Origin of the sequence: Vibrio sp. McD22-P3, assembly GCF_021568915.1 — a bacterium.
Lineage (GTDB): Bacteria > Pseudomonadota > Gammaproteobacteria > Enterobacterales > Vibrionaceae > Vibrio > Vibrio mediterranei.
This window is the reverse complement of record NZ_JAKGTN010000010.1, coordinates 21,703-47,202: the sequence shown is the minus strand read 5'-3', so window position 1 is coordinate 47,202 and position 25,500 is coordinate 21,703. Positions and strand designations below refer to the sequence as shown.

The 25,500-nt window shown below is 43.8% G+C and carries 23 protein-coding genes; 11 read left to right on the top strand and 12 right to left on the bottom strand.

Translation table 11 applies throughout. From position 1 onward, the window contains the following. Positions 1–28: 28 nt before the first annotated feature. Genes L2W36_RS13100 through L2W36_RS13070 form a run of 7 tightly spaced genes read right to left on the bottom strand, consistent with a single transcriptional unit; the run spans position 29 to position 7,497 of the window. A complete protein-coding gene (locus tag L2W36_RS13100) occupies positions 29–571 on the bottom strand; it encodes a cupin domain-containing protein (RefSeq protein WP_006069549.1) in 543 nt (180 codons plus the stop codon). A 50-nt stretch (positions 572–621) separates the two neighbouring features. Beyond that, the gene (locus L2W36_RS13095) at positions 622–1,464 is read right to left on the bottom strand and encodes an ABC transporter permease subunit (protein WP_006069548.1); all 843 of its coding nucleotides are present in this window, start codon (positions 1,462–1,464) and stop codon (positions 622–624) included. After that, positions 1,461–2,378, bottom strand: a complete 918-nt coding sequence (gene potH, locus L2W36_RS13090) for a putrescine ABC transporter permease PotH (protein WP_006069547.1) — start codon at positions 2,376–2,378, stop codon at positions 1,461–1,463. The genes L2W36_RS13095 and potH overlap by 4 nt, the downstream gene beginning before the upstream one ends. Beyond that, a complete protein-coding gene (potG, locus tag L2W36_RS13085; RefSeq protein ID WP_031494535.1) occupies positions 2,375–3,517 on the bottom strand; it encodes a putrescine ABC transporter ATP-binding subunit PotG in 1,143 nt (380 codons plus the stop codon). Before potG ends, potH begins: the two co-directional genes overlap by 4 nt. A gap of 55 nt (positions 3,518–3,572) precedes the next feature. Further along, positions 3,573–4,682: a polyamine ABC transporter substrate-binding protein gene (locus L2W36_RS13080; protein ID WP_006069545.1), complete on the bottom strand. Its 1,110-nt coding sequence runs from the start codon at positions 4,680–4,682 to the stop codon at positions 3,573–3,575. A 58-nt stretch (positions 4,683–4,740) separates the two neighbouring features. Further along, positions 4,741–6,105: an aspartate aminotransferase family protein gene (locus tag L2W36_RS13075; RefSeq protein WP_006069544.1), complete on the bottom strand. Its 1,365-nt coding sequence runs from the start codon at positions 6,103–6,105 to the stop codon at positions 4,741–4,743. A 60-nt stretch (positions 6,106–6,165) separates the two neighbouring features. Then, positions 6,166–7,497: a glutamine synthetase family protein gene (locus L2W36_RS13070; protein ID WP_006069543.1), complete on the bottom strand. Its 1,332-nt coding sequence runs from the start codon at positions 7,495–7,497 to the stop codon at positions 6,166–6,168. Positions 7,498–7,733: 236 nt separating this feature from the next. Here L2W36_RS13070 and L2W36_RS13065 point away from each other — a divergent pair, with 236 nt between their 5' ends. Both L2W36_RS13065 and L2W36_RS13060 read left to right on the top strand, forming a co-directional pair. Beyond that, positions 7,734–9,146, top strand: a complete 1,413-nt coding sequence (locus L2W36_RS13065; protein ID WP_031496044.1) for a glutamine synthetase family protein — start codon at positions 7,734–7,736, stop codon at positions 9,144–9,146. Between the two features lie 13 nt (positions 9,147–9,159). Next, positions 9,160–10,437, top strand: coding sequence for an NAD(P)/FAD-dependent oxidoreductase (locus L2W36_RS13060; RefSeq protein ID WP_006069541.1), 1,278 nt, complete (start codon positions 9,160–9,162; stop codon positions 10,435–10,437). A 158-nt stretch (positions 10,438–10,595) separates the two neighbouring features. Here L2W36_RS13060 and L2W36_RS13055 read toward each other — a convergent pair whose 3' ends face one another. After that, a complete protein-coding gene (locus L2W36_RS13055; RefSeq protein ID WP_236110222.1) occupies positions 10,596–11,228 on the bottom strand; it encodes a response regulator in 633 nt (210 codons plus the stop codon). Continuing rightward, positions 11,225–12,604, bottom strand: coding sequence for a sensor histidine kinase (locus L2W36_RS13050; RefSeq protein WP_236110221.1), 1,380 nt, complete (start codon positions 12,602–12,604; stop codon positions 11,225–11,227). The genes L2W36_RS13055 and L2W36_RS13050 overlap by 4 nt, the downstream gene beginning before the upstream one ends. A gap of 332 nt (positions 12,605–12,936) precedes the next feature. Here L2W36_RS13050 and pstS point away from each other — a divergent pair, with 332 nt between their 5' ends. The 4 genes from pstS to pstB all read left to right on the top strand — a co-directional run bounded on the left by pstS (position 12,937) and on the right by pstB (position 16,659). Continuing rightward, the gene (gene pstS, locus L2W36_RS13045) at positions 12,937–13,980 is read left to right on the top strand and encodes a phosphate ABC transporter substrate-binding protein PstS (RefSeq protein ID WP_236110220.1); all 1,044 of its coding nucleotides are present in this window, start codon (positions 12,937–12,939) and stop codon (positions 13,978–13,980) included. Positions 13,981–14,033: 53 nt separating this feature from the next. Next, positions 14,034–14,963 (top strand): phosphate ABC transporter permease subunit PstC, encoded by a 930-nt coding sequence (gene pstC / locus L2W36_RS13040; protein WP_236110219.1) that lies wholly within the window; start codon positions 14,034–14,036, stop codon positions 14,961–14,963. Further along, complete coding sequence (gene pstA, locus L2W36_RS13035; RefSeq protein WP_062461158.1) at positions 14,960–15,796, top strand: phosphate ABC transporter permease PstA; 837 nt, start codon at positions 14,960–14,962, stop codon at positions 15,794–15,796. Before pstC ends, pstA begins: the two co-directional genes overlap by 4 nt. A 116-nt stretch (positions 15,797–15,912) precedes the next feature. Next, positions 15,913–16,659 (top strand): phosphate ABC transporter ATP-binding protein PstB, encoded by a 747-nt coding sequence (gene pstB, locus L2W36_RS13030; protein ID WP_443088395.1) that lies wholly within the window; start codon positions 15,913–15,915, stop codon positions 16,657–16,659. Between the two features lie 49 nt (positions 16,660–16,708). Here the strand turns inward: pstB and L2W36_RS13025 are convergent, their stop codons facing one another. Next, positions 16,709–17,368 (bottom strand): DUF3313 family protein, encoded by a 660-nt coding sequence (locus tag L2W36_RS13025; protein WP_006069534.1) that lies wholly within the window; start codon positions 17,366–17,368, stop codon positions 16,709–16,711. A 158-nt stretch (positions 17,369–17,526) separates the two neighbouring features. Here L2W36_RS13025 and L2W36_RS13020 point away from each other — a divergent pair, with 158 nt between their 5' ends. Next, positions 17,527–18,672, top strand: coding sequence for a ribosomal protein uL16 3-hydroxylase (locus L2W36_RS13020; RefSeq protein ID WP_236110217.1), 1,146 nt, complete (start codon positions 17,527–17,529; stop codon positions 18,670–18,672). Between the two features lie 49 nt (positions 18,673–18,721). On the opposite strand, the gene L2W36_RS13015 is transcribed toward L2W36_RS13020, so the two are convergent. After that, the gene (locus L2W36_RS13015) at positions 18,722–19,897 is read right to left on the bottom strand and encodes a hypothetical protein (protein ID WP_236110216.1); all 1,176 of its coding nucleotides are present in this window, start codon (positions 19,895–19,897) and stop codon (positions 18,722–18,724) included. Between the two features lie 325 nt (positions 19,898–20,222). Between L2W36_RS13015 and L2W36_RS13010 the strand changes: the two genes are divergently transcribed. After that, positions 20,223–20,960 (top strand): nucleoside recognition domain-containing protein, encoded by a 738-nt coding sequence (locus L2W36_RS13010; protein ID WP_006069531.1) that lies wholly within the window; start codon positions 20,223–20,225, stop codon positions 20,958–20,960. After that, positions 20,957–21,424, top strand: coding sequence for a YjiG family protein (locus tag L2W36_RS13005; protein ID WP_006069530.1), 468 nt, complete (start codon positions 20,957–20,959; stop codon positions 21,422–21,424). Before L2W36_RS13010 ends, L2W36_RS13005 begins: the two co-directional genes overlap by 4 nt. A gap of 65 nt (positions 21,425–21,489) precedes the next feature. Here the strand turns inward: L2W36_RS13005 and L2W36_RS13000 are convergent, their stop codons facing one another. Further along, positions 21,490–23,487, bottom strand: coding sequence for a methyl-accepting chemotaxis protein (locus L2W36_RS13000; RefSeq protein WP_006069529.1), 1,998 nt, complete (start codon positions 23,485–23,487; stop codon positions 21,490–21,492). 157 nt (positions 23,488–23,644) lie between these two features. Here L2W36_RS13000 and L2W36_RS12995 point away from each other — a divergent pair, with 157 nt between their 5' ends. After that, positions 23,645–24,562 (top strand): LysR family transcriptional regulator, encoded by a 918-nt coding sequence (locus L2W36_RS12995; RefSeq protein WP_006069528.1) that lies wholly within the window; start codon positions 23,645–23,647, stop codon positions 24,560–24,562. 363 nt (positions 24,563–24,925) lie between these two features. After that, positions 24,926–25,465, top strand: a complete 540-nt coding sequence (locus L2W36_RS12990; protein WP_006069527.1) for a hypothetical protein — start codon at positions 24,926–24,928, stop codon at positions 25,463–25,465. The last annotated feature ends 35 nt before the right edge of the window (positions 25,466–25,500 follow it).

Sequence of the window (25,500 nt, the reverse complement as noted above, 5' to 3'; positions counted from 1 at the left end):
TGCTTCGCTATTTTTTTATTCAAAGACTTTAGAAAGTTGGAGGTGTCGCCGCACTAATAAGCTCACATTCGACCTTTCCTTTATTACGAAAGCGATGTGGTTTGCGAGTTTCAAAGTAATACGAGTCACCTGCCTTTAATACTCTAGTATGGCTGCCAACCGTAATCTCAATTTCTCCTCGAATAATGACACCGCCCTCTTCTCCATCATGCTCGATGAAGTCAGTCCCCGTATCTGAGCCTGGCGGATAGATTTCTCTTAAGACTGCTAATTGGCGACCTTCTCGCTTTGCACCAACTAGCAACATTTTTATCTGTCCATCCCCTAAATCCGCCATCTGTTCTGCACTAAAGAAGATGTCATCTTTAGGCTCAACGTCGAGGGTGAAGAACTCTCCCATTGAGATTGGTATAGCATCGAGGATCTTTTTCAAAGAGCCAACGGACGGGTTTACTAAGTTCTGTTCTATTTGAGAGATCATGGAGTTGGTTACACCACTTCGTTTAGCAAGTTCACGCTGTGACATCCCACGCATGGTACGAATTGTTTTTAGTTGCTTACCTACATCCATGTCTTTCTCCCAAATTAGAACCGATTACTTAGCATCAACCACTTGCTGAACTATTGTTGACTCATTTTCATTTCAAGCAGCCTACGCTTTTCCGCCTTCGCCATCAACCACCACGCAATAAACGTGGCACAAGACACTGCTAATATGGTCAGTGTTGCTAATGCATTGATTTTAGGGCTAACACCTAAACGGACACTTGAGAATACCACCATAGGTAATGTTGTCGCACTCGGACCAGATACGAAGCTCGCAATCACTAAGTCATCTAATGACAAGGTAAACGCTAATAACCATCCCGCCAAAATAGCGGGTGCAATCGAAGGCAGCGTTATCTGTAAGAACACTTTCCAAGGTGGTGCGCCCAAGTCCATAGCAGCTTCTTCGATAGAGCGATCGACTTCTTGAAGTCGAGAACTCACTACTACCGTGACATAAGCCGTACAGAAAGTTACATGGGCAATCCAAATGGTCATCATGCCTCGCTGGCTAAACAGGTCAAACACTTGTCCCATCGCAATGAATAACAATAGTAGAGAAAGACCTGTAATAACCTCTGGCATAACCAAGGGCGCCGTGATCATAAAGGCAAACCCAGTTTCCCCTTTAAATTTCCCAAAGCGGTTCAATACAAATGCAGCAATAGTACCTAAAACAACAGCTGCGCTGGCTGATAAAAAGCCTATCATCAGACTCAGCTTCACACCGCCCATGAGCAAATCATCTTCTAATAGCTCGAAATACCATTTAAACGAAAAACCGGACCATACCGTAACCAATCGGTTTTCGTTAAATGAATAAACAATCAGAATCAGAATTGGCAGATAAAGAAAGGTAAAACCCGCCGCCAAAATACACCACTTCAGTTTACTGTTATAGACCGGAATGTCGTTCATGCTTGCGCCTCCAGTTCACGTTTTTGATAACGATGGAACCATAAGATAGGCAACATCAAAATAAGCAACATTACGATAGCTACCGCCGAAGCGACTGGCCAATCTCGGTTGTTAAAGAACTCTTGCCACAAGACTTTACCAATCAATACTGTATCAGGCCCGCCTAGTAGTTCCGGAATAACAAACTCACCTACAGCAGGGATGAACACTAACATCGACCCTGCGATAATACCGGCACGTGTCAATGGTACGAGGACCGTGAATAGTGTTGTTACTGGTTTCGCCCCGAGATCACTTGCCGCTTCCAGTAAGGAGTAATCCACTCGCATCAATGCGGTATAAAGAGGCAAAACCATAAAGGGTAAGTAGGTATAGATAATACCAATATAGACTGCAGTATCTGTGTGCAATATCTTGAGCGGTTCCTCAATAACACCAAAGGTCATCAACATATTGTTCAGAAGGCCGTTATTCTTAAGTATTCCTATCCAAGCATAAACACGAATCAAAAAGCTGGTCCACGATGGCAATATGATCAGCATTAATAACACATTTCTAGTTGACGGCTTCGAATGAACAATAGCCCAGGCAATCGGAAAACCAATCACTAAGCAGAGTAATGTAGAGATAAGTGCAATACGAATCGACTGTAAATACGACGACGCGTATAAGTCATCTTCTATCAAATATTGATAGTTGCCGACGTTGAGTAACAGCTGCAACTGCTGCTCAGCATAACTAAGCAATTCAGAATAAGGTGGAATCGATATTTGAGCTTCAGCAAAACTGATTTTGAATACGATTAGAAACGGCAATAGAAAGAACAGCAGTAACCATCCGTAGGGAACAGCAAGCAATAAGCACTTTGGCGTGGGAACAATACGCCAAATATTGAGTTTGGCTTGTTTCTTCATAGTTTCAGTACCACGCAGCTTTCCATGTCCCAGCAAAGATTGACTCTTTGCTCCCACGTTGGCATACCTTTTCTCACACGGCTCGTGTTTTGTAGCGTTGCAGTGACCAACTTGCCGGAATCCAAACGAACATGGTAAATGGATTGGTTGCCCATATAGGCGATATCTTCCACCACCCCACTACAAGAATTACTAGAGTGATGGGTATGGTCACATAGTGTCATTTTTTCTGGTCGAACAGCTATCATCAAAGGGATACCCGGAGCACCTGAAATACCATGATTAATAGTAATCACATTCGATAGGTCTGGGGTTCGAACCGTCGATTTATCGCTAAGATTGGTTTCTAGAACACCCTCAAAAATATTGACCGAGCCGATGAATTTCGCGGCAAACTTCGAGTTCGGATGCTCGTAAATAGCTTCTGGAGAACCAATTTGCACAAACTGGCCTTTGTTCATAATGGCGATACGTGTTGCCATGGTCATCGCTTCTTCTTGGTCATGCGTGACCATCACACAGGTAACACCCACACTTTCCAGTATGTCGACCACCTCAAGCTGCATTTTTTCGCGTAAGTTTTTATCCAGTGCACCCATTGGCTCGTCTAGCAAAAGTAGCTTTGGTTTTTTAGCTAGGCTTCTGGCGAGTGCAACACGTTGTTTTTGACCGCCAGATAATTGGTGCGGCTTACGCTTCGCAAAATCTGTCATTCTGACCAGCTCAAGCATATGCTTAACGGTACTAGCAATTTCTTGGCTTGGCATACCGTCTTGCTTTAACCCAAACGCAATGTTCTTTTCTACGGTCATGTGAGGAAACAGTGCATAGGACTGAAACATCATATTGACAGGTCGTTTGTATGGAGGGATATCGGCAAGATCTTCACCATCAAGAATAATCTGTCCTGCGCTTGGTTGTTCAAATCCAGCGAGCATTCGTAGCAAGGTTGATTTTCCGCACCCCGACGCGCCTAATAGCGCAAACAGTTCACCTTGGTTGATCGTAAGATCGATGTTATCTACCGCAAGATGGCCGCCGAAGTCCTTCGTCAGTCCTCGGATTTCTAATAATGGTTTTGGTGGCACCGGCGAAACATGTTGGTGATTGAGTTCTGTATCAAGTGACATCACTGTCATGGTAGTCTCCAAGCAAAATTGGCGACTCAAAACGAGTCGCCAAATTAGGGTTTGATCAGTTCTTAATGAAATCCGTCCAAGCGCGAGTCATAGCACGTGATGTCTTATGCGGTAACATCTTTGAGCTATATAACTTCGCTTGCGCTTCTTCTGTTGGGTAGATTCCTGGATCTTCCAAGATTTCTGCGTCAATAAACTCACGTGATGGTGGGTTTGGATTCGCATACCAAACATAGTTACTGATTTCAGCAATCACTTCTGGACGAAGTAGATAGTTGATAAACAAGTGAGCGTTTTCTGGGTGCTTCGCTTCTTTTGGAATCGCCATTAAATCAAACCAGGCAAGCGCTCCCTCTTTTGGAATCGAGTAAGCCACTTCTACGCCATTATCTGCTTCAGCTGCACGATCTGCCGCTTGCAGAACATCGCCTGACCAACCAATCGCCACACATACATCGCCGTTAGCTAGGTCATTGATGTATTGTGATGAGTGGAAATAGGTTACATAAGGACGAACTTGTTTAAGCAGTGCAAGCGCATCTTTTTTATAAGCGTTAGGATCAGTACTGTTTGGATCTTTGCCGATATAGTTCAGCGCCGCTGCCATGATCTCTGTCGGTGCATTCAGGAAACCAACACCACACTTAGAAAGTTTCTCCATGTTTTCTGGTTTGAATACTAAGTCCCAGCTGTCCACTGGCGCGTCTTCACCCAAAACCTCTTTCACTTTAGCAACGTTGTAACCGATGCCCGTTGTGCCCCAAAGATATGGCACAGAGTAAGCGTTGTCGGGGTCGACAGTGTCCGCCAGAATCCCCATTAATTTAGGGTCTAGGTTGCTGTAGTTAGTTAGCTTTGACTTATCCAGCTTTTGGAACGCGCCAGCTTTGGCTTGACGTCCCAGAAAATCATTACTTGGCACAACTAAGTCAAAGCCTGTATTACCAGATAATATCTTCGCCTCTAATACTTCATTTGAGTCGAATACATCGTAAACCACCTTGATGCCTGTCTCTTCTTCAAACTTTTTAATCGTATCTTCCGCGATATAATCTGACCAGTTATAGATATTGAGCACTTTTTCCTCAGCCGCATAGGATGTCATTGAGCTAAGTCCTATCGTCATCCCTAACGCGATACCGAAGCATGCTTTTGTTTTCTCCATTTGGATCTCCGTTCCTGTTTGCTCTTTGGTTAATACCTTTGGGTATAAATCTCGTCGGCTACTGCGAAACGTCGGCGAGTGTGTTGTCTAAGGCTATTTTTGCCTTGTCGATAAACTCATCAATTTCTGCACGTGTAATGATAAGCGGTGGTGAACAGATCATGGTGTCGCCAACAGCTCGCAACACGACACCCGCGGCAAAGCAGTGTTCACGACATCGAGTACCGACATCAAGTTCTTTGTCAAAACGCTCATTGGTGGTCTTGTCTTTGACTAATTCAATAGCCCCGACCAGTCCTTTCGTTCTAGCTTCTGCCACCATTGGGTGTTCAAGAAGTTCATTCCAACGAGAAGCAAAATACGGAGCAATATCTTCACGCACACGATTAACAATATTGTGTTTTTGCATCTCTTTAATGTTGGCGATAGCAACTGCACATGCCGCTGGGTGACCCGAATAGGTAAAGCCATGAGCGAATTCAGTATCTGCGTCTGTCAACACTTGTGCGACATGGTCTCGAACCATTACACCGCCAAGTGGTAAATACCCAGAAGTAATGCCTTTCGCCATACACATCAGATCAGGTTTGATGTTGAATGTTTGGCTTGCGAACCACTCACCGGTGCGCCCAAAGCCGCAAATGACTTCATCAGCAATAAGTAAGACTTCATACTTGTCACAGATACGTTGAATTTCAGGCCAATAACTGTCAGGCGGAATAATAACGCCACCTGCACCCTGAATGGGTTCCGCAATAAACGCAGCGACATTGTCTTCACCCAGTTCTAGGATTTTGGCTTCAAGCTGCTGCGCACGTTCTAGACCAAATTCATTCGCGTCGATCCCTTGTCCTTCACCAAAATGATAAGGTTGATCAATATGAACAATATTCGGTAGTGGTAGACCACCTTGGGCATGCATAAATGCCATGCCACCTAGACTTGCCCCTGCCATCGTACTGCCGTGATATGCATTCTTGCGACTGATAATGGTTTGTTTATTTGGCTTATCTAAGCTTGCCCAGTAATGGCGCACCATTCTAACCACGGTGTCGTTGCACTCTGAGCCTGAACCGGTAAAGAACACGTGGTTCATGCCTTCAGGCGCTACTTCGGCAAGCAAAGTTGAAAGCTCTACAGCTGGTGGATGAGTGGTTTGGAAAAACAAATTGTAGTAAGGCAACTCTTGAAGTTGATTCGTCGCAGCCTCGATAAGTGGCTGGCAGTTATAGCCCATATTGACGCACCATAACCCTGCCATTCCATCTAGGATTTTGTTGTCATCTTCGTCGTAAATATAAATGCCTTCCGCTCGGGTAATAACGCGTGAGCCTTTATCGTTGAGTGCTTTAAAGTTGGTAAATGGGTGCAAGCAGTGTGCACTATCTTGTTCAATCCATTTAGACCCAGTTTGTTTTGACATAACTTAATTCCATTTCTCGCTGTATTAACGGGTTTGCTTTTCTCTATAGCGTTGCCTGTATTAAACGTTCAATAATAAGAACTCTCTTTCCCAAGAACTGATGACTTGGAAATACGTTCTGTACTCCTTACGTTTGATGGCTACGTAAGCAGATACGAATCGGTCACCTAAAATTTCTCTCAGCTCGTCACTGTTTTCTAACAACACCAAAGCGTCTTCTAGGTTATGAGGAAGTGAGTATGGCTCAGTGGTCATATCACCTGTGCTTTTTTCCGTTGGTGTAAGCTTCTCTTTCATACCTAAGTAGCCACATGCCAACGTCAATGCCATGGCGAGATAAGGGTTTGCATCCGCGCCGGCGTAGCGGTTTTCAAGACGGCGAGACTCTTTATCAGAGATAGGCACACGTAATCCAACAGTACGATTATCTTCACCCCAAGCCACGTTCGTTGGTGCAGAGTCACCAAATACTAAACGGCGATAGGAGTTCACGTTAGGCGCGAAGAACGCAATAGCCGCTGGCGTGTATTTCTGCATACCGCCGATATAATTCAAGAAAAGGTCACTGTTAGTACCATCTTCATTGGCAAACAGGTTTTTTCCGTTTTTATCCACCAAACTCTGGTGAATATGCATTGCACTACCAGGCTCATCTTCCATTGGTTTTGCCATAAAGGTGGCATACACATCATGTCTTAAAGCTGCTTCACGTACAGTGCGTTTAAATAAGAACACTTGGTCAGCTCTATCGAGCGGCTCACCGTGGTCAAAGTTCAGCTCCATTTGTGCAGCGCCAGATTCATGCACCAAAGTATCGACGTCCAATTCTTGAGCTTCACAGTAGTCGTACATGTCTTCAAAAATAGGATCGAACTCATTCACTGCATCAATACTAAAAGACTGACGAGCTGTTTCAGGGCGTCCATTTCGACCAATTGGCGGCTCTAATGGATAGTCCCAATCTAGATTCTTCTGTACCAGAAAGAACTCAAGTTCAGGGGCAACAACAGGTTGCCACCCCTCTTTTGCATAGAGGTTTAGCACTCGACGTAGCACGGCTCTCGGTGAGATATCTACCGGGTCTCCATCGACGGTAAAACAATCATGGATAACCTGAGCGGTAGGTTCTTTTGTCCATGGAACAAAACGAATGGTATTTTGGTCAGGCTCCAGAGTCATATCCTTCTCTGTCAGGTCGATCATACTTTCATCGTCTGGCCAGTCTCCGGTTACAGTCTGGAAAAAAACCACTTCGGGAAGACGCATGCCCCCTTCTCGAAGGAATTTTTTCGCAGGCATAATCTTGCCTCGCGCGTTGCCTGTAATATCGGGGATCAGGCACTCAACTTCAGTAATACGGTTCTCTTCTATCCATTTCCTAATCGTTTCCATAAATCCTTCTTTTTCAAAAATTGCTCAACGAATTTATCAATAAGCTCCATTTAGGATTGGCAGCAAGCTGTACAATTGTCAAACAAATATGTTAATTATTTTGTAACTTTTGAGATACCGATTAACATTTTATATACATTTGTGTTGTCTTTTACTGAACATTATGTCTATGGTTAAAAAGCAACCAGTGGCGCAAGATTCAAAACAAAGGCTTGCTATACATGGATAGGTTGGAGATAAGTGGAGGAGCCACAGTGGGAACAAGTCAACTTTCAAACAGTGCTGACAACATAGAACCAATACAGGTTAGTCACGATAAGCTAACAATTGAACGATTTATTGAACACCACCCTGACGTGACAACGTTGGATCTCATATTGTTCGATATGAACGGCGTAGTGAGAGGTAAGCGCGTTCCTTTATCACAACTAAATAAGGTACTAGAGCAAGGTATCTGTCTTCCGGCTTCTGTATTTGCCTTAGATATTTGTGGAGAAACCGTAGAAGAAACTGGTTTAGGTTTCGAAAAAGGCGATGGTGACAGAATTTGTCGTATGGTCACAAGTTCTTTGGTTACTACACCATGGCAGGAAAACAGTGCTCAAGCCATTGTGACTATGTTTGAACCCACATCCAATCAACCGTTTTTTGCCGACCCTCGCCACGTACTAGAAGTACAGCTAGACAAATTAGCTACGAAAGGCTTTAAGCCTTGTATAGCCGTTGAGCTCGAGTTTTACTTACAAGACCTTGAGCCCGATGAAGCGGGTAACCCGCAACCACCATTGATGCCGATAAGCGGTGAAAGGATGACACAAACGCAAGTCTACTCACTCGAAGAGCTCGATGAGTTTAAAGCGTTTCTAGATGAAGTGATTGAGACTTGCAACGCTCAAAATATCCCTGCCGACAATATCACCGCCGAATACGCACCTGGACAGTTCGAGGTCAACCTCAAACATACGAGCGACGTACTTCTGGCTTGTGACCAAGCTATGCTGCTAAAACGTGTAGTGCGAGCGGTGGCAAAGAAACACGGCTTCTACGCAAACTTTATGGCCAAACCCTACACCGAGTATGCTGGTAACGGCTGCCATGTCCACATTAGCCTGCAAGACGACGTCGGCAACAACGTATTTGGTGAAAATGAAGAACTACTACTCAATGCCATCGCGGGCGTTCTCGCTCATTTAGAGGATAGCATGGCAATATTTGCGCCCAATGCAAACTCCTATCGTCGACTTCAACCCAATATGTTTGTACCACTTCACGCTACATGGGGATGGGACAATCGTACTGTAGCGGTAAGAATTCCAGCGAGCGGTACCGAAGACAAAAGAATTGAACATCGACTCTCCGGCGCGGACGTAAACCCTTATCTCACGGTAGCAGTATTGCTAGCATCAATAATCGACGGAATAGAGAACAAACTGACTCCACCAGCACCAATTGAAGGGGATGCGACCCTACTAGAACTGCCTATGCTTCCTATTTCATGGGATATGTCTCTCCATGAGTTTGAAAACAGTCAGTTTATGAAAAGCAGTTTTGGTGAAGAGTTTTGTAAAGTCTATCTTGCCAATAAAAAACATGAACAGGCGCGCTTTTCAGCACAAGTCTCTCCATTAGAATACCAGTGGTACAAATAAGTAAGGATACAAAATGAAAGTCAAACACACAGACTCTTACTATGCAGCATCAAGAAATCAGCATTTCGATTTCCCCAAACTTATGGGAGAACATGTTGCCGACGTCTGTGTGATAGGCTCCGGAATCACCGGAGCCACCGCTGCATTAGAGCTGGCTAACAAAGGCTTTAAAGTCATTGTGTTAGAAGCTAACCGCGTGGGCTGGGGGGCATCAGGTCGCAGTGGAGGCCAAGCCATTTTCGGTTGGGCATCAGAGCAGGACACACTTGAGAAATTAGTCGGTAAATCCGATGCCAAAAAGCTTTGGGACATCTCTGTCGAAGCGCTGGCGTTAACGAAATCGAACATCAACAAATACAACATTGATTGCGACTGGCGTGATGGCATGGTTCATGTGGGTATGAAACCACGCCACGATAAAGAGTTAAAAGCATGGTATGACGATTTAACTGAAAACTATGGTTATGAATCATTAGAAATGTGGGACAAAGATGAAGTTGCCAGTCGTATCGCAAGTACCAAGTATACCTCTGGAATGTTTGATAGTAACAGTGGCCACTTACACCCGCTCAACTATACCTTAGGTTTGGTTAATGCAGCCAAACTCGCTGGGGCGGAATTTTATGAAGATAGCGCAGTAAACAAGATTGAACATGGTGATCCGGCAACGCTGTTTACTAGAGATGGAAAAGTAAAAGCAAATCACGTCATTCTTGCTTGTAATGCCTATATGGAAGGGCTGGAATCGAAACTCGAAAATAAAGTAATGCCGGTAGGTACTTATATTTGCGCGACCGAGCCATTAGGCGAGGAAGTAACAGGATCGCTGATGCAAGATCATATCTCAGCTTGCGATATCAACTTCGTTCTCGATTACTACCGATGTTCCGGTGATCACCGTATGCTATTTGGTGGAAGGGTGAGTTATTCAGGCGTCGCACCATTTAACTTAGAAAAAGCCATGCGCGCGCGGATGCTTGATATATTCCCACAGCTTAAAGACACAAAAATCGAATACGCTTGGGGAGGAAACGTCGCCATCACTATGAATCGAGCCCCCCACTTTGGCCGGCTAAAACCAAACGTCTATTTTGCGCAAGGTTTTTCAGGCCATGGTATCGCCGCGACAGGTATGGCGGGTACATTAATGGCGGAGTGTATTGCGACCACTGCAGAGCGATTCTCTATATTTGATAAAATCAAACACATGCCCTTCCCGGGTGGTCGAATGTTTAGAACCCCAGCGTTGGTTCTAGCCATGTCTTATTTTAGAGTTCGAGACCTTTTATAAAGTAGATAAAAAAGGAGCTGATAGTAGCTCCTTTTTTTAGATTTTTAAATATTAAATTAACCAACAACCTATTGAGTTATATTAACGTCATAGTTTGATAGATAATGTATAACGCTTTTCTTAGGGATTTAATTGTTATATCAATTAAATCCCCATCATTATTTTAATAACCCCGAATGGACTTGCAGCCCCATTTGAGTCAAAGAATAAATTTTCCCTTCACCCTTAAACACCAGCCCGGCTTTAACTAATTGACGTAAATGAAAATTGAATTTGGTGTGATCTTCTACCGCCACTACTCGACATAGATCCATGAACTTCATTTTACGATGCAGTCGTAATTGTTTAAGCACTTGTCGTCGAATAGGATTCGACAGAGCGCTAAACACTAAATCATCATCCCGCTCTAGCTTAGGGGACTTAGGAGATCGCTGAGCATGAATTCGTTTCAAGGTTGTCGAAACCGTAGTGAGGTTAAAAGGTTTAGTAAGAAACTCATCCGCTCCCTTTTTCATCGCATCCACAGCAACATCTACCGTCGCAAATGCCGTAGAAATCACTATGCCAATGTTCGGGTGAATTCGACGAAGACTTGATAACGCTTCTATGCCCGTTATACCAGGCATCACCACATCGAGTAACGCAACATCAAAGTGTTGTACCAATGCAGCCTCAATGGCATCTTCGGCATTATCAAATGCAACGACATCAAATGACTCGAGGCTAAGTGCTTCAATCAGTGCTTCTTGCAGTTCTTTGTCATCTTCAGCTAGTAACAATCTCAGTGTCATTTCAAATATCTCGGAAGTTTTATTTCTACGGTCAAACCACAACCTTCGTTGTAGAGGTTCATTGACCCATTGTGCTGCATTACCAATTGATTCACTATAGCAAGCCCCATCCCTGTCCCTTCACCTTTTGGTTTCGTTGTGAAAAATGGCTTACAAGCATTCGCAATGATCTCTTTACTCATACCGCCAGCATTATCTTTAAACACTAGGACTGCGTTCAACTGCTCTTGATAGGCCTTAAAGGTTATAATTAACCCATCTTTTCTAGCATCACAAGCATTCGATATCAGGTTAGAAATTACATCTTGCAAAGCTTGAACATCACTAACTACCTCTAAACCATGTTGACAATCTACTTGCCAGTCAGTGCCGTCAAGTCGAAATCGATTAAGCTCAAATGTATTGTAAATCACGTCTTGTACGTTCACTCGTTCTCGTAATACGGGCTTTTTATGTGCGTAATTTAGGACTTCTTGACTGATATCTGCAGCTCGTTCAAGCCCAGTACGAATTCGCGTCAACTGGCGTTGATATACATCGTTTTCAGGTAGCTGACGCTCAAGAATATCACAGCCCATCGTTGCACTTGAGAGTGGTGTCTTGATTTCGTGGGCCACGGCTGACGATAGCTCTCCCAATTCACGAAGTTTCACGTCATGCAGTGACTGCTGAAGCCGAGTTTCTAACTGTATATCTCGTTCACGATCAAAGACTCGCAAAGCTCTCCAAATGAAGATGAGTATGAGTATTGCGCTAACCGTTCGCAGTATTATTACCCAGATGCCAAACTCGGCAGTAAGTACTCCTGCTGAAATGCCATATAAAACTAATGCGAGTCCAGTTAATTTAAACGGTTTTGAAGCACCATGCCCTTCGTGTTCAAGCTCATTCGCGTAAACGTACATCACTAAACCTGCTGAACAAGCAGCACCAAAGCCAAAAATCAAGCGAACTTGATTGGCAATCAGTTGCAGGTAATCGCTATAGCTTAACGCCCAGTACTGGATAACCACACTGAACATGAAATAGATAAACGCAGCGCAACCTAGTGCTTTTATCCATCTTATCTGCCGCCAAGTGGTTACTGAAAGCAACTGCCACGCAAAAGCACCCAATGCAATATACGACAGCCACAACTTGGCGACCTTGAAGGTTGCTAAGCCCGTGACACTTTCTAGGTCGTCAGCGTAAATAACAAGATAAAGCTCAGACCACTCATGCAGACCATGTAATAAACCGAACGCAGCAAGCGTCGGTAGTGCCGATGCCATTGAAATACGACTTTGACTCAGGTCTCGGAACAATATAGCGAAAAAGATCGCAAAGAAAGCGAGTCCATAAACCAAATAAACTGAAAAAGTAAGTAATTCATCCATACTTTGTAATATTTTAATTCACATCGTTAAGTTACCTATTAATAGAAGTATTACATGCTAAAACAACCAAGTAAAATGTTGTGAAGTTTTATTATCAGATAGGCATCACTTTATATAAACCTTTGCGTTAAATAGCACTGTCACGTACTCGCTTAATATAACTGTAATATTTAGTTCTTAATCTCCGCTTTGTTGATTGGTACATACCGATTAATGGATTGAGTAGTTTCAATCACCTTAGTTTTATTTGAACACAAAACTAAACCGGGCCATTAAAAAGTATTACTCCTTTTTAATGGCCCACACTAAACGAATTATATCGGAGATATATTGTGAAATTTATCAGATCAGCTCTCTTGTCTTCTGTGTTAGTCACTGCATCATTCGGCTTGGCAGCAAAGACCACTATTAACGGTGCGGGCGCGACTTTCCCTCATCCAATTTATGCAAAGTGGGCTGAGCAATACCAAAAGGAAACGGGGATCCAGATCAACTATCAAGCTATCGGTTCTGGTGGTGGCATTCGTCAGATCACAGCAAAAACGGTAGACTTTGGCGCGACAGATGCACCGCTTACTATCGAAGAGTTGAACAAAGAAGACATGATTCAATTTCCTATGGTCATGGGCGCGATTGTCCCTGTAATCAACCTACCAGGTATCAAGGCAGGTCAATTAAAACTGACAGGCAAAGTATTAGCTGATATCTACTTAGGAAATATCAAGAACTGGAACGATAAAGCTATTACGGGACTTAACCCAGATATAGTGCTCCCAAACCAACCTATTTATGTTGTCCACCGCTCTGATGGGTCAGGTACTACATTCAATTTCACTGAATATCTTGATCAAGTTAGCCCAGAATGGCACGAAAAAATCGGTGCAAGCAAAGACATCGCATTGCCCTCGGCAGCGACGGCAATTGGTGGAAACGGTAACGCTGGTGTCGCCAACTTCGTTACGCGCACTCGTGGTGCTATCGGCTACGTCGAATATGCATTCGCTAAACAAAATGATTTGGCGTACACACAAATGCAGGCTCGCGATGGTGCATATCTAATGCCAACCATGAAAACCTTCCAAGCCGCTGCCGCAAACGCCGATTGGGAAGACGCTCCAGGATATCATTTACTTCTTAACAACCAACCGGGAGCTGATTCGTGGCCGATGACCGCCGCAACTTTCATCTTGATGCATAAGGACCAACCTGACGCCAAGAAAGCACAAGAGATTATTAAGTTCTTTGAATGGAGCTATACCCAAGGCAAAGCTGCTGAAGAACTCGACTATATTCCAATGCCGAAGAAAGTCGTTAGCATGGTTAATGACACTTGGAAACAAAGTCTAAAAACCAACAATCAAGCCATTATTAAATAATTCACTATTAACGAGCCTAGCCTCTCGAGGTTCAGGCTCGTATTCCCAGTATTATGACTACTTTAACTTTATCCAACAAAGTAAATGGCGACTCAATTTTCGAACGATTGAGCTTTACTAGTGCCCTACTTATTCTTGTTACTCTTTCTGGAATCTTACTGTCACTCATTGATGGAGGATGGCCTGCATTTAAAGAATTCGGACCGGGCTTTGTATTCCATAACGTGTGGGATCCAATTCGAGGTCAGTTCGGCGCTGCGTCAGCCATCTACGGTACTCTAGTGACATCACTAATTGCCATTATTATTGCCGTCCCTATTGCCTTAGGTACAGCAATATTTCTCGCCGAGTTAGCGCCTAAATGGGTCAGCGTACCGGTAAGTAAAGCGATCGAATTGCTAGCGGCTATTCCGAGCATTATTTATGGTATGTGGGGTCTTTTTGTCTTTTCTCCTTGGTTCTCAAATGGCTTCCAAACCTGGGCTGGTCAACACCTTATTGAAATCCCCATCATCGGACCTTGGTTTAATGGTCCGCCTATTGGCATCGGACTTCTTACTGCGGGCATTATTCTGTCCTTCATGATTTTACCAATCATGACGTCACTTACACGAGATGCACTAAAGTCTATCCCCAATGTGTTGAGAGAAGCAGCTTATGGTACCGGAGCGACACCTTTTGAGGTGATTACCAAGGTACTGATTCCTAAAGTGAAAAATGCAACCGTGAGCGCTGGTATCTTGGGTTTGGGTCGCGCACTAGGCGAAACCATGGCGGTCGCATTTGTGATTGGGGGTGCAAACCGTATTGAAACTTCTTTCTTTATGCCTGCTGCATCAATCTCATCGACAATCGCTCAGCAGTTTAATGAAGCCACCGACCCAACGCATATTGCATCACTGATTGCGCTTGGCGTTGTACTTTTCTTTATTACGTTCTTCGTGATGGGATTTGCTCGTCATCTAGTAGGGAAAGCATCATGAAAATAAGAAAGCTAAAGAATCAGCTGTTTCTCGCATTCTGTACCTTCTCTGCAGCATGTGGCGTGTTTGTATTGGCTTGCGTACTGTATACCTTAGTGGGTGAAGGAATCAAAGGCATCACGTGGGCAGTCTTTACTGAGATTACTCCAGGTCCTGGCAGTCATGGTGGACTCAAAAATGCTCTATTAGGGAGCTTAATGCTCACCACTATCGGTATCCTCATAGCTACACCTATCGGTGTACTTGCTGGAACATGGTTAGCAGAGGCTCAGCCTGGCAATAAAGTTGCCGAATCAATTCGCTTCCTAAACGGCATGCTTATGAGTGCGCCTTCAATCCTAGTTGGCTTGTTTGTTTATGCGGTTATCGTGGTTCCAACCGGAGGTTATTCAGGCTGGGCAGGTGCAATTGCATTAGCAATATTGGCGTTGCCTGTGATCGTTGCGTCGACAGAAGAGATGCTGCGCTTGGTTCCACCAACATTGAAAGAAGCAGGAAGTGGCCTAGGCGCTCCGAAGTGGCGAGTCATCACCCAGCTTGGATATCGAGCCGCTGGACCCGGAATTATGACTGCCGTATTACTGTCTGTCGCACGTATTTCTGGCGAAACGGCTCCTCTGCTTTTCACTTCATTGAACAGCAGTTTCTTAACGACTGATTTGAGCAAACCAATGGCTAACTTGCCTGTCACCATATATCAATTTGCTATGAGTCCTTTCGCCTCTTGGCAAGAACTGGCATGGGCGGGCGCTCTCATCGTTACCACCTTTATTTTGATTGTTAATATCACGGCAACAGCTTTGCCGAAACTTCTAAAAGCGAGAAAGGCATAAGTATGGCTACTGCAAACATAATTCAAAATAGCGAACAATCCATTCTTGGAAGCTGCATTTCTACCCTTGATTGTGAGACAAACAACGCCAACGACGTATCTAATCTGACACACCGTATGGATATTCAAAATCTAAACTTTTTCTATGCTAAAGGGCTAAATCCTGCATTGAAGAATGTGTCGATGCCGATATATAAAAACCGAGTAACGGCACTAATTGGACCGTCAGGCTGCGGAAAATCCACGCTACTGCGCACCTTAAATCGCATTTATGATCTTTATGGTAACCAGTACGCAGAAGGTGAGATTCTTCTTGATGGCGAATCCATATTTTCTAATACCGATGTAAATGAACTGCGTTCTAAAGTCGGGATGGTATTTCAAAAACCCACACCATTCCCAATGTCTATTTACGACAACATGGCGTTTGGGTTAAAGATACAAGGTGAGCTATCAAAAGCCGAGATTGACGCTCGTATTCAATCGGCACTTAAACGAGCGCACCTATGGGAAGAAGTGAAAGATAAGTTGCATCACGATGCGAATGGCCTTTCAGGTGGGCAGCAACAACGGCTATGTATTGCACGTACGATTGCCCTTGAGCCTGAAGTTATCTTGATGGATGAACCGACTTCGGCGCTTGATCCTATTGCGACTGCCGCAATAGAAACCTTAATCACAGAGTTACGAGAGAAATACACGATCGTTATCGTCACACATAATATGCAACAAGCAATGCGTATCTCTGACTACACAGGCTTTATGTACTTGGGAGAACTCGAAGAGTTTTCCCATACTGAGACAATCTTCCATAACCCGGCAAACGAGCGCACAAGGCGCTATATTTCAGGGGACTTTGGTTAGTATTACGCAACCAACGACTCATCTTCATGGCCCGCTCTTATCGAGTGGGCTAACTTCTCTGACTCAAATATTCGATGAAAGCAGAAACGTTATCAGAGATTTCTTTAACATCTGGCTCAAGTAACTTTACTGTTATTTCTGAGTTTCGATTCTCCAATACCCCTTTATCAGTGATAACGAATAATCTCTTTCCTACTACTTGTTTGCTCTCGCTCTCAACAAGTTCGACGGACACAATCAATCGCAGGTTACGATCACGTGTACCTGAAACAACCTTAGCTAAATCGATAACCGCACCAATAGGAATGAAATCCGTTGGCTTCACTGCACCGGAAACTCCTTCAATGTTCTGCACATCAACAGCCACTTCCAGAGTTTGTTTGCTATTCATCGATGATTTCACAGAGTGATTTTCTATTCGCTTTCGTAGCGATTGCTCAAGTTCAGAGCGCAATGTATCAACGACACTCTGTGACACATACGCTTGGTTTGCTTTACGCTCCGCGGTGACGGTTCCTAATTCTAGAGCAGCGTAGTTATTGAGACTAAAGCCTTGTTCATACCAAGAAACGCCGTCATACGTACCTATGGTTTCCACCGCAAAGTGTCGATAACTGTCTTGCGGCTTATAGTCTGACTGCGTTGGAAGCGTATTTGTACATCCCGTCACAGCTAACATCATCGATAACACCAAGATTTTTACTTTCAAGCTCCGGACCTCCTCAATTGTCACCTTTCAAGCATAGGCGCCACTCACTTAATAAACAGTGTCGAGAGTGAAAAACGTGAGCCATCGTGATTATCGTGGGTGTTGCTAGCTGTTTTTGTTAGAATCCCTCCGCAATCAAACGAAGACTAGGTAAAACCATGTATAAATTGACCATCTCTCTCGACGAGTTCTTACGCAATTATTGGCAAAAACAGCCAACAATCATCAAGGGGGGATTCGCTGAATTTCAAGACCCTCTCACTCCCGAGGAGCTCGCAGGATTAACGATGGAAGAAGTGGTCGACTCACGTTTTGTATCTAATCTTGATAATAATTGGCAAGCCGAACACGGTCCTTTCGGTGAAGATAAGTTCGCCTCTCTGCCTCAGAGTAATTGGTCTTTTATCGTTCAGGCGGCGAACCATTGGCATGACGGCGCAGCGCAACTTGTTAAACCTTTTCAAACTATGCCGCAATGGCTATTTGATGATCTAATGATTAGCTACTCTGTCGAGGGTGGTGGTGTTGGTCCTCATATCGATCAATATGATGTATTCATTATTCAGGGCATGGGAAAACGTCACTGGCGAGTTGGCGCAAAAGATGTTGGACAGTACAAAGAAACTCAGCGCCATGAAGCGCTACGCCAAATCGAATCTTTCGAAGCAGAAATTGATGGCATTTTGGAACCCGGTGACATTCTTTACATTCCACCTGGTTTCCCACACGATGGATACGCCCTTGAACCTTCAATGAGCTACTCTGTTGGATTCCGCTCTCCAAAAGAACAAGAACTTATTAGTAACTTCGCAGATTACATTTTGGCTCACGATTATGGTGATGAGCATCTCCACAAGCCCGATCTTCGCACACAAGATAACTTTGGTAAGATTTCAACAAGCGACTTAGATTCCCTTGTCAGCATGCTAAAAGCGAAACTGGATGACGAAGACACTATCAAAGATTTCATGGGATGCATGCTGAGCCAATCTCGACACCAACTTAATATTATTGAGCCTAGTTCAAAGTGGAGTTGCGAGGATGTGTATCAGCACCTAGAAAGTGGTGGCGCTATATTCAAAGTCGCTGGATTAAGAACACTTTCACACGAAGCCGAGCCGAACATGATTTATGTAAACGGTGAAATGTTCAAGATCCCTGAAGAGTTAACTAGCTTCGCAGAATTGCTCTCTAACCAAGATACTATTTGTCTTGAAAACAGCGGAGAATCGTTAACACAAAACTCCGCTGCGATTTCGTTAATCACTGAACTAGTCAATAAAGGCTATTGGTTTGCTGAATAACTAGCATAATGGCGTGGCTGCGTTTACCGTTAACACGCCAATTTTTCTTCTAAGATTTGATTCTTGATAACGTAAGTACAGCAAACAGCCCAGCAATCGCTGAAGCGCCTGTAACTAAACTAAAGATACTCGCTAATCCAAACCATTCTGCGGTGATTCCACCCATCGTTGTACCAGCAGCATAACCGCCCGCGATAGCAAACAGTAGCAAACCTTGTGTAGAAGCCGGAGGCAGAGTGGTTACTTTGGCGACAATAGCCGGTTTAACCATGTCGACCATAGATAAGCATTGCATAAACAACAAATGCATGACTAACGGCAAGTAGAAAAATCGCGCGTGCCCTGTCGCCAGTAAAGACAATACCAAACCGACGACAACATAACCGATTAAACCGACTATCCATACCTTCCCTGCACCAAATTTCGTTAACGCTCGACCTGCGATATCCAACGTTAGTAAACTAATTACGGAGGAGAATGCCAGTAATAATGAAGTCGCTGACTTATCGATTGAGAATAAGCTTTCAAATAGATTAGGACCTTGCGCCACCTGATTGGAACTCGCAATCATAGCAATGAACACCGCCAATAAAAACGTCACGAACGTGGCATTCCAATGACCTTTTTCCGTTGTTTCTGACTCAGTCGTCTCTTCTAGTACCAAACGTGATGCCGCTTTCTTACTGTCAATTCCACTGATCATTAGTGAGAGTACCGCGGTAATAGCGACGACAAGAAATGCAACTTGAGAGCTCAGGTTTATACTCAGGGGGAGTATTGCTCCCATCATCACTGCACCAACAAAAATACTTTGGTTCATTCGAGTAAGACGCAGAGCTTGCTGTTCGTCGTTGTAACCCGCAGCCACGATAAATGTAGGATTAACCGTCATTAAAGTGATGGAGCCCAAGCCGACAAGAAACGTCGCCAAATACATTGCCAATGTTTGAGGGACAAACGCAAAAATAACCATCGCAACAACGTGACTCAACAAGGCGAGCTTCTGCGCTAAGGCATGAGCTCGCAGACGATCTATCACACTGCCTATGATTGGCGCAACAAAACCACTCAGCCCCACAAAGGCTAGAGCTGCGCCAGTATGTGCCATCGACCCTGTTACTTCAAATATATGACTTGGAATCAAAATCGGTAACGCCACCAACTGCACCGCACCAAACATAAACGCTGCTGCGTACCAATACGAAATACCATGTTTTTCCATCATAATTAGGAACCTAATGTCTAAAAGTATCCCAAAGTGTCCCAATTATGCTGCTGCGAAATAAGTAAAACACGGGATAGTTAAGTAACATACTATGACTAGTGCCCACTCTGTTCCTTAACCAAATTGAATACATATTCCACCCTCTCATTAGAAAATTTAACCTTGGGATTAGCAGAGCTATATCTAATTTCAAAGCTAATTCACAGATATATATTTTGTTACAGTCGCCTCATATAAATACATATTCTAATTGACCGCGATCATCTCTCTAGCACATCAAACTCCTCAAAATATGCACACTGTTCCACTATCTCAAGGCTGTCATATGACTGATTCAACTAAAGAACGTAAGGTAACGATAGGAAGCTACATTGCGCTAGCTTTTGCTATTGTGTTTTTCTCTGGGTTACTCCAATCCAACGAATGGTATGGGGTATTTGACTTTACAACACTCAACGGCGCATTTGGACAAGTTGCCCACAACGTAACTGAAACGGAAGCTGGCGTACAAGCTGCTACCACTTCGTTTCGAGGTGTTGGTGGTAGCGGTGCTCGTGATGGATTCATTTTTGCACTAACACTAATTCCAACCGTTATGTTTGCACTGGGCATGATCAATGTTTTAGAGCACTACGGAGCACTTGATGCGGCTCGCAAACTTCTTTCTCCTCTTCTCCGTCCTTTAATGGGTATCCCAGGAAACTCTGGCTTGGCACTTATCGCTTCACTTCAAAGTACTGATGCGGGTGCTGCGATGACTCGACAGTTGAAAGACGAAGGTCATTTGACCAAACGCGAAACGGATGTCTTCACTATGTTCCAGTTCACTGCTGGCGCAGCAATTGTTAACTTCTTCTCTTCTGGCGCAGTACTGTTTACGTTAACGATGATGGACGGCTCACTAGCTGTTTCTTCCTCAATCGGTTTAGCAGTAGCCGTTATGTTCTTATTTAAGTTTGTTGGTGCCAATCTATTCCGTGTTTACCTAAATATCACTGAAGGTAAAGAAGACAAGTCGAATAAAGACGACGAAACTATGACTAAACAAGAGGCGACATCATGAGTGAAGTAAAAGCGAAAAAACCTATGGTGACGGACATCTTTGTTGAAGGTGCTAAGAAAGGTTGGGTTATTGCAACCACATCTACAGTCCCTAACGTTCTAATGGCGTTTGTCATTATTAAAGCGCTACAGATAACGGGTGCATTGGATGCAATGGGCGCTTTATTCTCTCCTGTGATGGCTGTATTTGGCCTACCGGGTGAAGCTGCCGCTGTACTTATTGGTGCTTGGATGTCTATGGGCGGTGCCGTAGGTGTGGTAATCACTTTATTCGATCAAGGCATTCTAAACGGCACTCATATTGCCATCCTAGCTCCAGCTATCTATTTGATGGGTTCTCAAATTCAATATATGGGACGTATCATGGGACCAATCGGTACAGAGGGTCGTTATATCCCAGTAATGATTGCAATTTCTGTGTTGAACGCGTTTGGTGCTATGTTCCTAATGAACATTTTGGTTTAACTCAGCAGCGCTTAACATATATATGTTAAGAATATGCCCTTCATATGAAGGGCATTTTTTGTTTGCTAGACCTTGAATTTAGCGACTTGAGCGTGCAACTCCCCTACGTTGCTGGTGACTTGCTCCGTCACATGGTTTGTTGTGCGAGATTGTTCCGCTACTAATTTAAGCGATTCATTAATCTCGTTAACAAGCTTCGAAATAGACTGAGTAGCCACCGCCTGCTGCTCCGCGGTTGCCGCTAAGCTTGCCATCTGGTCATTTACGAGCTCTACCTGTTCACCGGATGACTGAATTCGACTCAATGCGCCACTAGTTTGTTCCATAGCTTCGGATGCTATGGTGGTGCCGACATTGATTTGCTCTACAACTTTACTTGTGGAAGTTCGAATAGCTTGAATGATAGTGTTGATTTCCGTTGTCGATTCCGTCGTTCTACTAGCCAGCATTCGCACCTCGTCAGCAACAACGGCAAAGCCTCGCCCTTGTTCTCCAGCCCTCGCTGCTTCTATCGCTGCGTTCAGTGCCAGTAAGTTGGTTTGCTCTGCTAGCCCTTCGATGACCTCAGTCACTTTACCGATCGCTTGACTCTCGTTACTTAATTGTTCAACTAACTGCTGAGTTGTTTCAATAGTCGTGACTAACGAAGTCATGTTGGTATGGTTTTCGGTCAACACATCCTCACCAGAAATCAGTTCTTGTTTCGCATCAACCAATGCCGAGGACGACAACTGTACTTGACTGGCCGTTTGTTCAGACCCTACCGCAACCTCAGACAAAGAGTGACCTATTTCATCGACATGTTGTGACTGCTGTTCAACTTTAGTCAAACTTTCACGGCTGTTTTGAGTTAAATCGCCCATCCTCAGTTCAACAGCTTCTACACTATTGGTAACTTGACCAACTAATGTTGCCAGCGCATGGTTCATAGCGTTAATAGATTTGGTCAAATCAGCAAGCTCATCACTGCCAGACACCGCCAGTGGTTCACTGGAGACGTTACCTTCCGCGATAATTTGAGCTCGTTTGACAATAAGGGAAATACGCCCTCCTATTTGGCGTCCCATAATATGAGAAATGACAAACGCTGCGACAAGTACCGCAATACAGCTGATACCTAACACCGTAATAAGTGCGGTCACGCTACTACTGATACTTTGTTCTGTCGATGACGCTTTTTGTTGTTGTGCACTAACGATACCATTCAGTTCATTTTGAACCACATTAATCGCAGGCAGCAAAGTATCAGACATCAGACTATTCGAGCGATTCCAACCATCCGATTGTCGTATCTCAATAACTTGCTTTGCTAGCGGAACATACAACGCTTTCATTTCGTTAAATAGAGACCATAAGCTCTGGTCACTATCACTCATGAACGATTGCTTGTAACCAATTTGGGTCACGACTTGGTCGTGGAATTTCATCAAGTCCGCATACTTATCTAGATAATCTTGCGCGCCATATTGCAAGTAGTCACGTAGCGCCGCTAATGCATTTGCAAGAGAATTATAACCATCGGCATAAAGCTTAAAGAGTCGCTTTCTCTCTCCACCTTCCGTTTTTCCGGCTTCATCATTGATCAGTCCTTGCAACTGATCGAGAGCCACTTCGGCAATAGGAGCGGCTTCATTAATAAATAGAGAGTGCGCCGGCAAATTTTCATCGGTATGGCTTATTGCTAAAATATCAGCTGAAGTTGCTTTAATAGTGCTCCATTCATCATTGATGACTTGGTATTGCTGAGAAGAAATCAATGATTCCAAGCTAATCAACTGGATATCAACTAGATCTATTTTTGAAAGAACCTCTCCACGATAGCTTTCGACTTGCTCTTCAGAGCCCACTAAGAGCAGAAAGCCTCGCAATTCTGAAACCGTTTCTTGAATAGACTGACCAAGTTGCCGACTGGCATCGACCGTTGGAAGGTCATGTAATAACAAAGACTGGGTGTCTGCTTGCACGCTTTCTACACTGCGATACACAAAAAGTGATGAGACGATAAAAAGTACGCCAAGCGCCAGAAAACTTGTTCTGAGCTTACCCGATATCGAGAGCTTCATCCTTAAACCTCTATAAAATCCTGATTAATTCATCACTATATCGGCATCTATCTCAAAAATTCAATGTTTTGTTTTACGATTTGTTACCAACTCTTTGCGAAGGTAAGTGTTTGTACTTAGTATTGAATAAAAGCTAGGCAGTATGTGGGGACCTATAATGGCAAAAGACTTGTTCGCCAACCTCGACTTAAATCTTTTAAGAACCTTTATCATTCTTAATCAAGAACGAAATATGCGTAAGGCATCTGAAAGATTATTTGTGTCGCAACCCGCCATTAGTAAAGCACTTCAAAGGCTTCGTGACCATTTCGATGATGAACTATTTGTGAAAACGCATCATGGCCTTAGAGCTACTGAAAAAGCTTCACAGTTGGCTGAATCTATTTCTCCTCTAATGGATGAACTGGCGAACGCCCTAAACCACTCCTCAAAGTTTGACCCGGCTAAACTTGAAGGAACAATTAAGATCGCTATTTCCCCATTTTTCCTTTCAGGTATTGCTACCAAGCTGTTTCATTCATTGCGTCGAGAGGCACCATCAGTACAAATACAGTTTTTGAACTGGAGTAAGACTACTCTGCAAGATATTGTTAATGATGACATTCATATCGGACTTAACTACAGTATTTCGCACGCACCAAAAGAACTCATTCAGAAATTTATGGTTTCTGATGATTTTCGTGCCTACGTAAGGAATGAACACCCTTTTGATAGAAACCAAGTAGATCTGCTTGAGGGTGGTAATTTTGAAATCGCAACTTTAATAGCGGCAGATTGGAACTCAAATATTTCTAATTCTGAAAAAATGATGAAGCTACGAGGAATTGAAGCCAACATCGTTTTTAGATCTGAGCTCCCTTCAGCAATAATTGATATCGTGAAAAATAGTGACGTGCTTTTCCCTGGCTCAAGATACCTAAACCTTGACGCCCACCCCGGACTTCGTTCACTAGAAATATTGTTTGCTAGTGAGACCGTCAATACTGACATTAATGCCTTCTATCATTATAAAAACCGCAATAATGCCACGACTCGCTGGCTGCACAACAAACTCCTCGACATATTACTGGAGTAATTCCATTTAACTATTAGTTCCACTACCTTTGATTATTAATAACTATGGGTAATCAGCCTTATTCCCCCCTTTCATTAGAATACCTTAGCATCCAGCGTAAACTCGCCTCCTTGTAAGAGAGGTCTATTGTGGGCTTAAACAGAGTCAACTTCGAATGTATGAAGCAACGAGCGAATTATGTTGGATGCCTCACTGTAACCTAGCAGCTATCACGTCGACTTAACTCTTACTTTTGAACCTAAATACTTTGAACACTTGCGAAGTATCGATACGGACAACACCGTGTTCGTCTTAGTGAGTCTCAAATCATAGAAGGTACTTACGAACTTGGTTTCAACCTCAACTTTCAATAGAAGTGACAATATGAATATGCAATTAGAGCAAGCTAAGCCGTCTTGGGTATCCAAATTAGTTGCGACGATATTCCTTTTCTTAGGTGGGCTTTCATTTGCGGAAGCGAAACAAGAAGACACTATTAACAGTGACGACAAAAACAAACTCTTCGTGTCCGTTGGCTTTGCCTGGAGTGACACGTGGAGCAACTCTCTACAACACAATATCGGTGCAATGGCTGGAAAAATGCCTAGTAAGGATGGCTGGGCGCCGCTATTGAGTTACCAACACTTAAAATACTCTGAGATACGTGGAGAAAAGCCGTCACTTCAAACCTATATGCTCGGTGCTTCTTACGGATTTACTGATAACGTCGCGTTCTATTTCTCAGGCGGTGTGGGTGATTATCGTTATAAAGATGAGGACAACAAAGCTCTTGCACTCGGCACCGGAGTACTTGCTAGTTTCGATTTTGGTTTAACTCTGTCAGGAGGTTTTGAAACCAGCTTGGTGGACTCTCACAATGGGCAGCTCACTCACTTAATTACACGAATCGGCTGGAGCTTTTGAATTTTTACCAAATTTCATCGGTAGCTCACCCCCTA

Bases quoted from the DNA above. Each gene is read 5' to 3' on its own strand.
- L2W36_RS13055 (WP_236110222.1), bottom strand. From the start codon at position 11,228: ATGACACTGAGATTGTTACTAGCTGAAGATGACAAAGAACTGCAAGAA.
- L2W36_RS12990 (WP_006069527.1), top strand. From the start codon at position 24,926: ATGAATATGCAATTAGAGCAAGCTAAGCCGTCTTGGGTATCCAAATTA.
- L2W36_RS13010 (WP_006069531.1), top strand. From the start codon at position 20,223: ATGACTGATTCAACTAAAGAACGTAAGGTAACGATAGGAAGCTACATT.
- L2W36_RS12995 (WP_006069528.1), top strand. From the start codon at position 23,645: ATGGCAAAAGACTTGTTCGCCAACCTCGACTTAAATCTTTTAAGAACC.
- pstB (WP_443088395.1), top strand. From the start codon at position 15,913: ATGGATATTCAAAATCTAAACTTTTTCTATGCTAAAGGGCTAAATCCT.
- L2W36_RS13095 (WP_006069548.1), bottom strand. From the start codon at position 1,464: ATGAACGACATTCCGGTCTATAACAGTAAACTGAAGTGGTGTATTTTG.
- L2W36_RS13015 (WP_236110216.1), bottom strand. From the start codon at position 19,897: ATGATGGAAAAACATGGTATTTCGTATTGGTACGCAGCAGCGTTTATG.
- L2W36_RS13005 (WP_006069530.1), top strand. From the start codon at position 20,957: ATGAGTGAAGTAAAAGCGAAAAAACCTATGGTGACGGACATCTTTGTT.
- L2W36_RS13080 (WP_006069545.1), bottom strand. From the start codon at position 4,682: ATGGAGAAAACAAAAGCATGCTTCGGTATCGCGTTAGGGATGACGATA.
- pstC (WP_236110219.1), top strand. From the start codon at position 14,034: ATGACTACTTTAACTTTATCCAACAAAGTAAATGGCGACTCAATTTTC.
- L2W36_RS13075 (WP_006069544.1), bottom strand. From the start codon at position 6,105: ATGTCAAAACAAACTGGGTCTAAATGGATTGAACAAGATAGTGCACAC.
- L2W36_RS13020 (WP_236110217.1), top strand. From the start codon at position 17,527: ATGTATAAATTGACCATCTCTCTCGACGAGTTCTTACGCAATTATTGG.
- L2W36_RS13000 (WP_006069529.1), bottom strand. From the start codon at position 23,487: ATGAAGCTCTCGATATCGGGTAAGCTCAGAACAAGTTTTCTGGCGCTT.
- potH (WP_006069547.1), bottom strand. From the start codon at position 2,378: ATGAAGAAACAAGCCAAACTCAATATTTGGCGTATTGTTCCCACGCCA.
- L2W36_RS13070 (WP_006069543.1), bottom strand. From the start codon at position 7,497: ATGGAAACGATTAGGAAATGGATAGAAGAGAACCGTATTACTGAAGTT.
- potG (WP_031494535.1), bottom strand. From the start codon at position 3,517: ATGACAGTGATGTCACTTGATACAGAACTCAATCACCAACATGTTTCG.
- pstA (WP_062461158.1), top strand. From the start codon at position 14,960: ATGAAAATAAGAAAGCTAAAGAATCAGCTGTTTCTCGCATTCTGTACC.
- L2W36_RS13050 (WP_236110221.1), bottom strand. From the start codon at position 12,604: ATGGATGAATTACTTACTTTTTCAGTTTATTTGGTTTATGGACTCGCT.
- L2W36_RS13060 (WP_006069541.1), top strand. From the start codon at position 9,160: ATGAAAGTCAAACACACAGACTCTTACTATGCAGCATCAAGAAATCAG.
- L2W36_RS13100 (WP_006069549.1), bottom strand. From the start codon at position 571: ATGGATGTAGGTAAGCAACTAAAAACAATTCGTACCATGCGTGGGATG.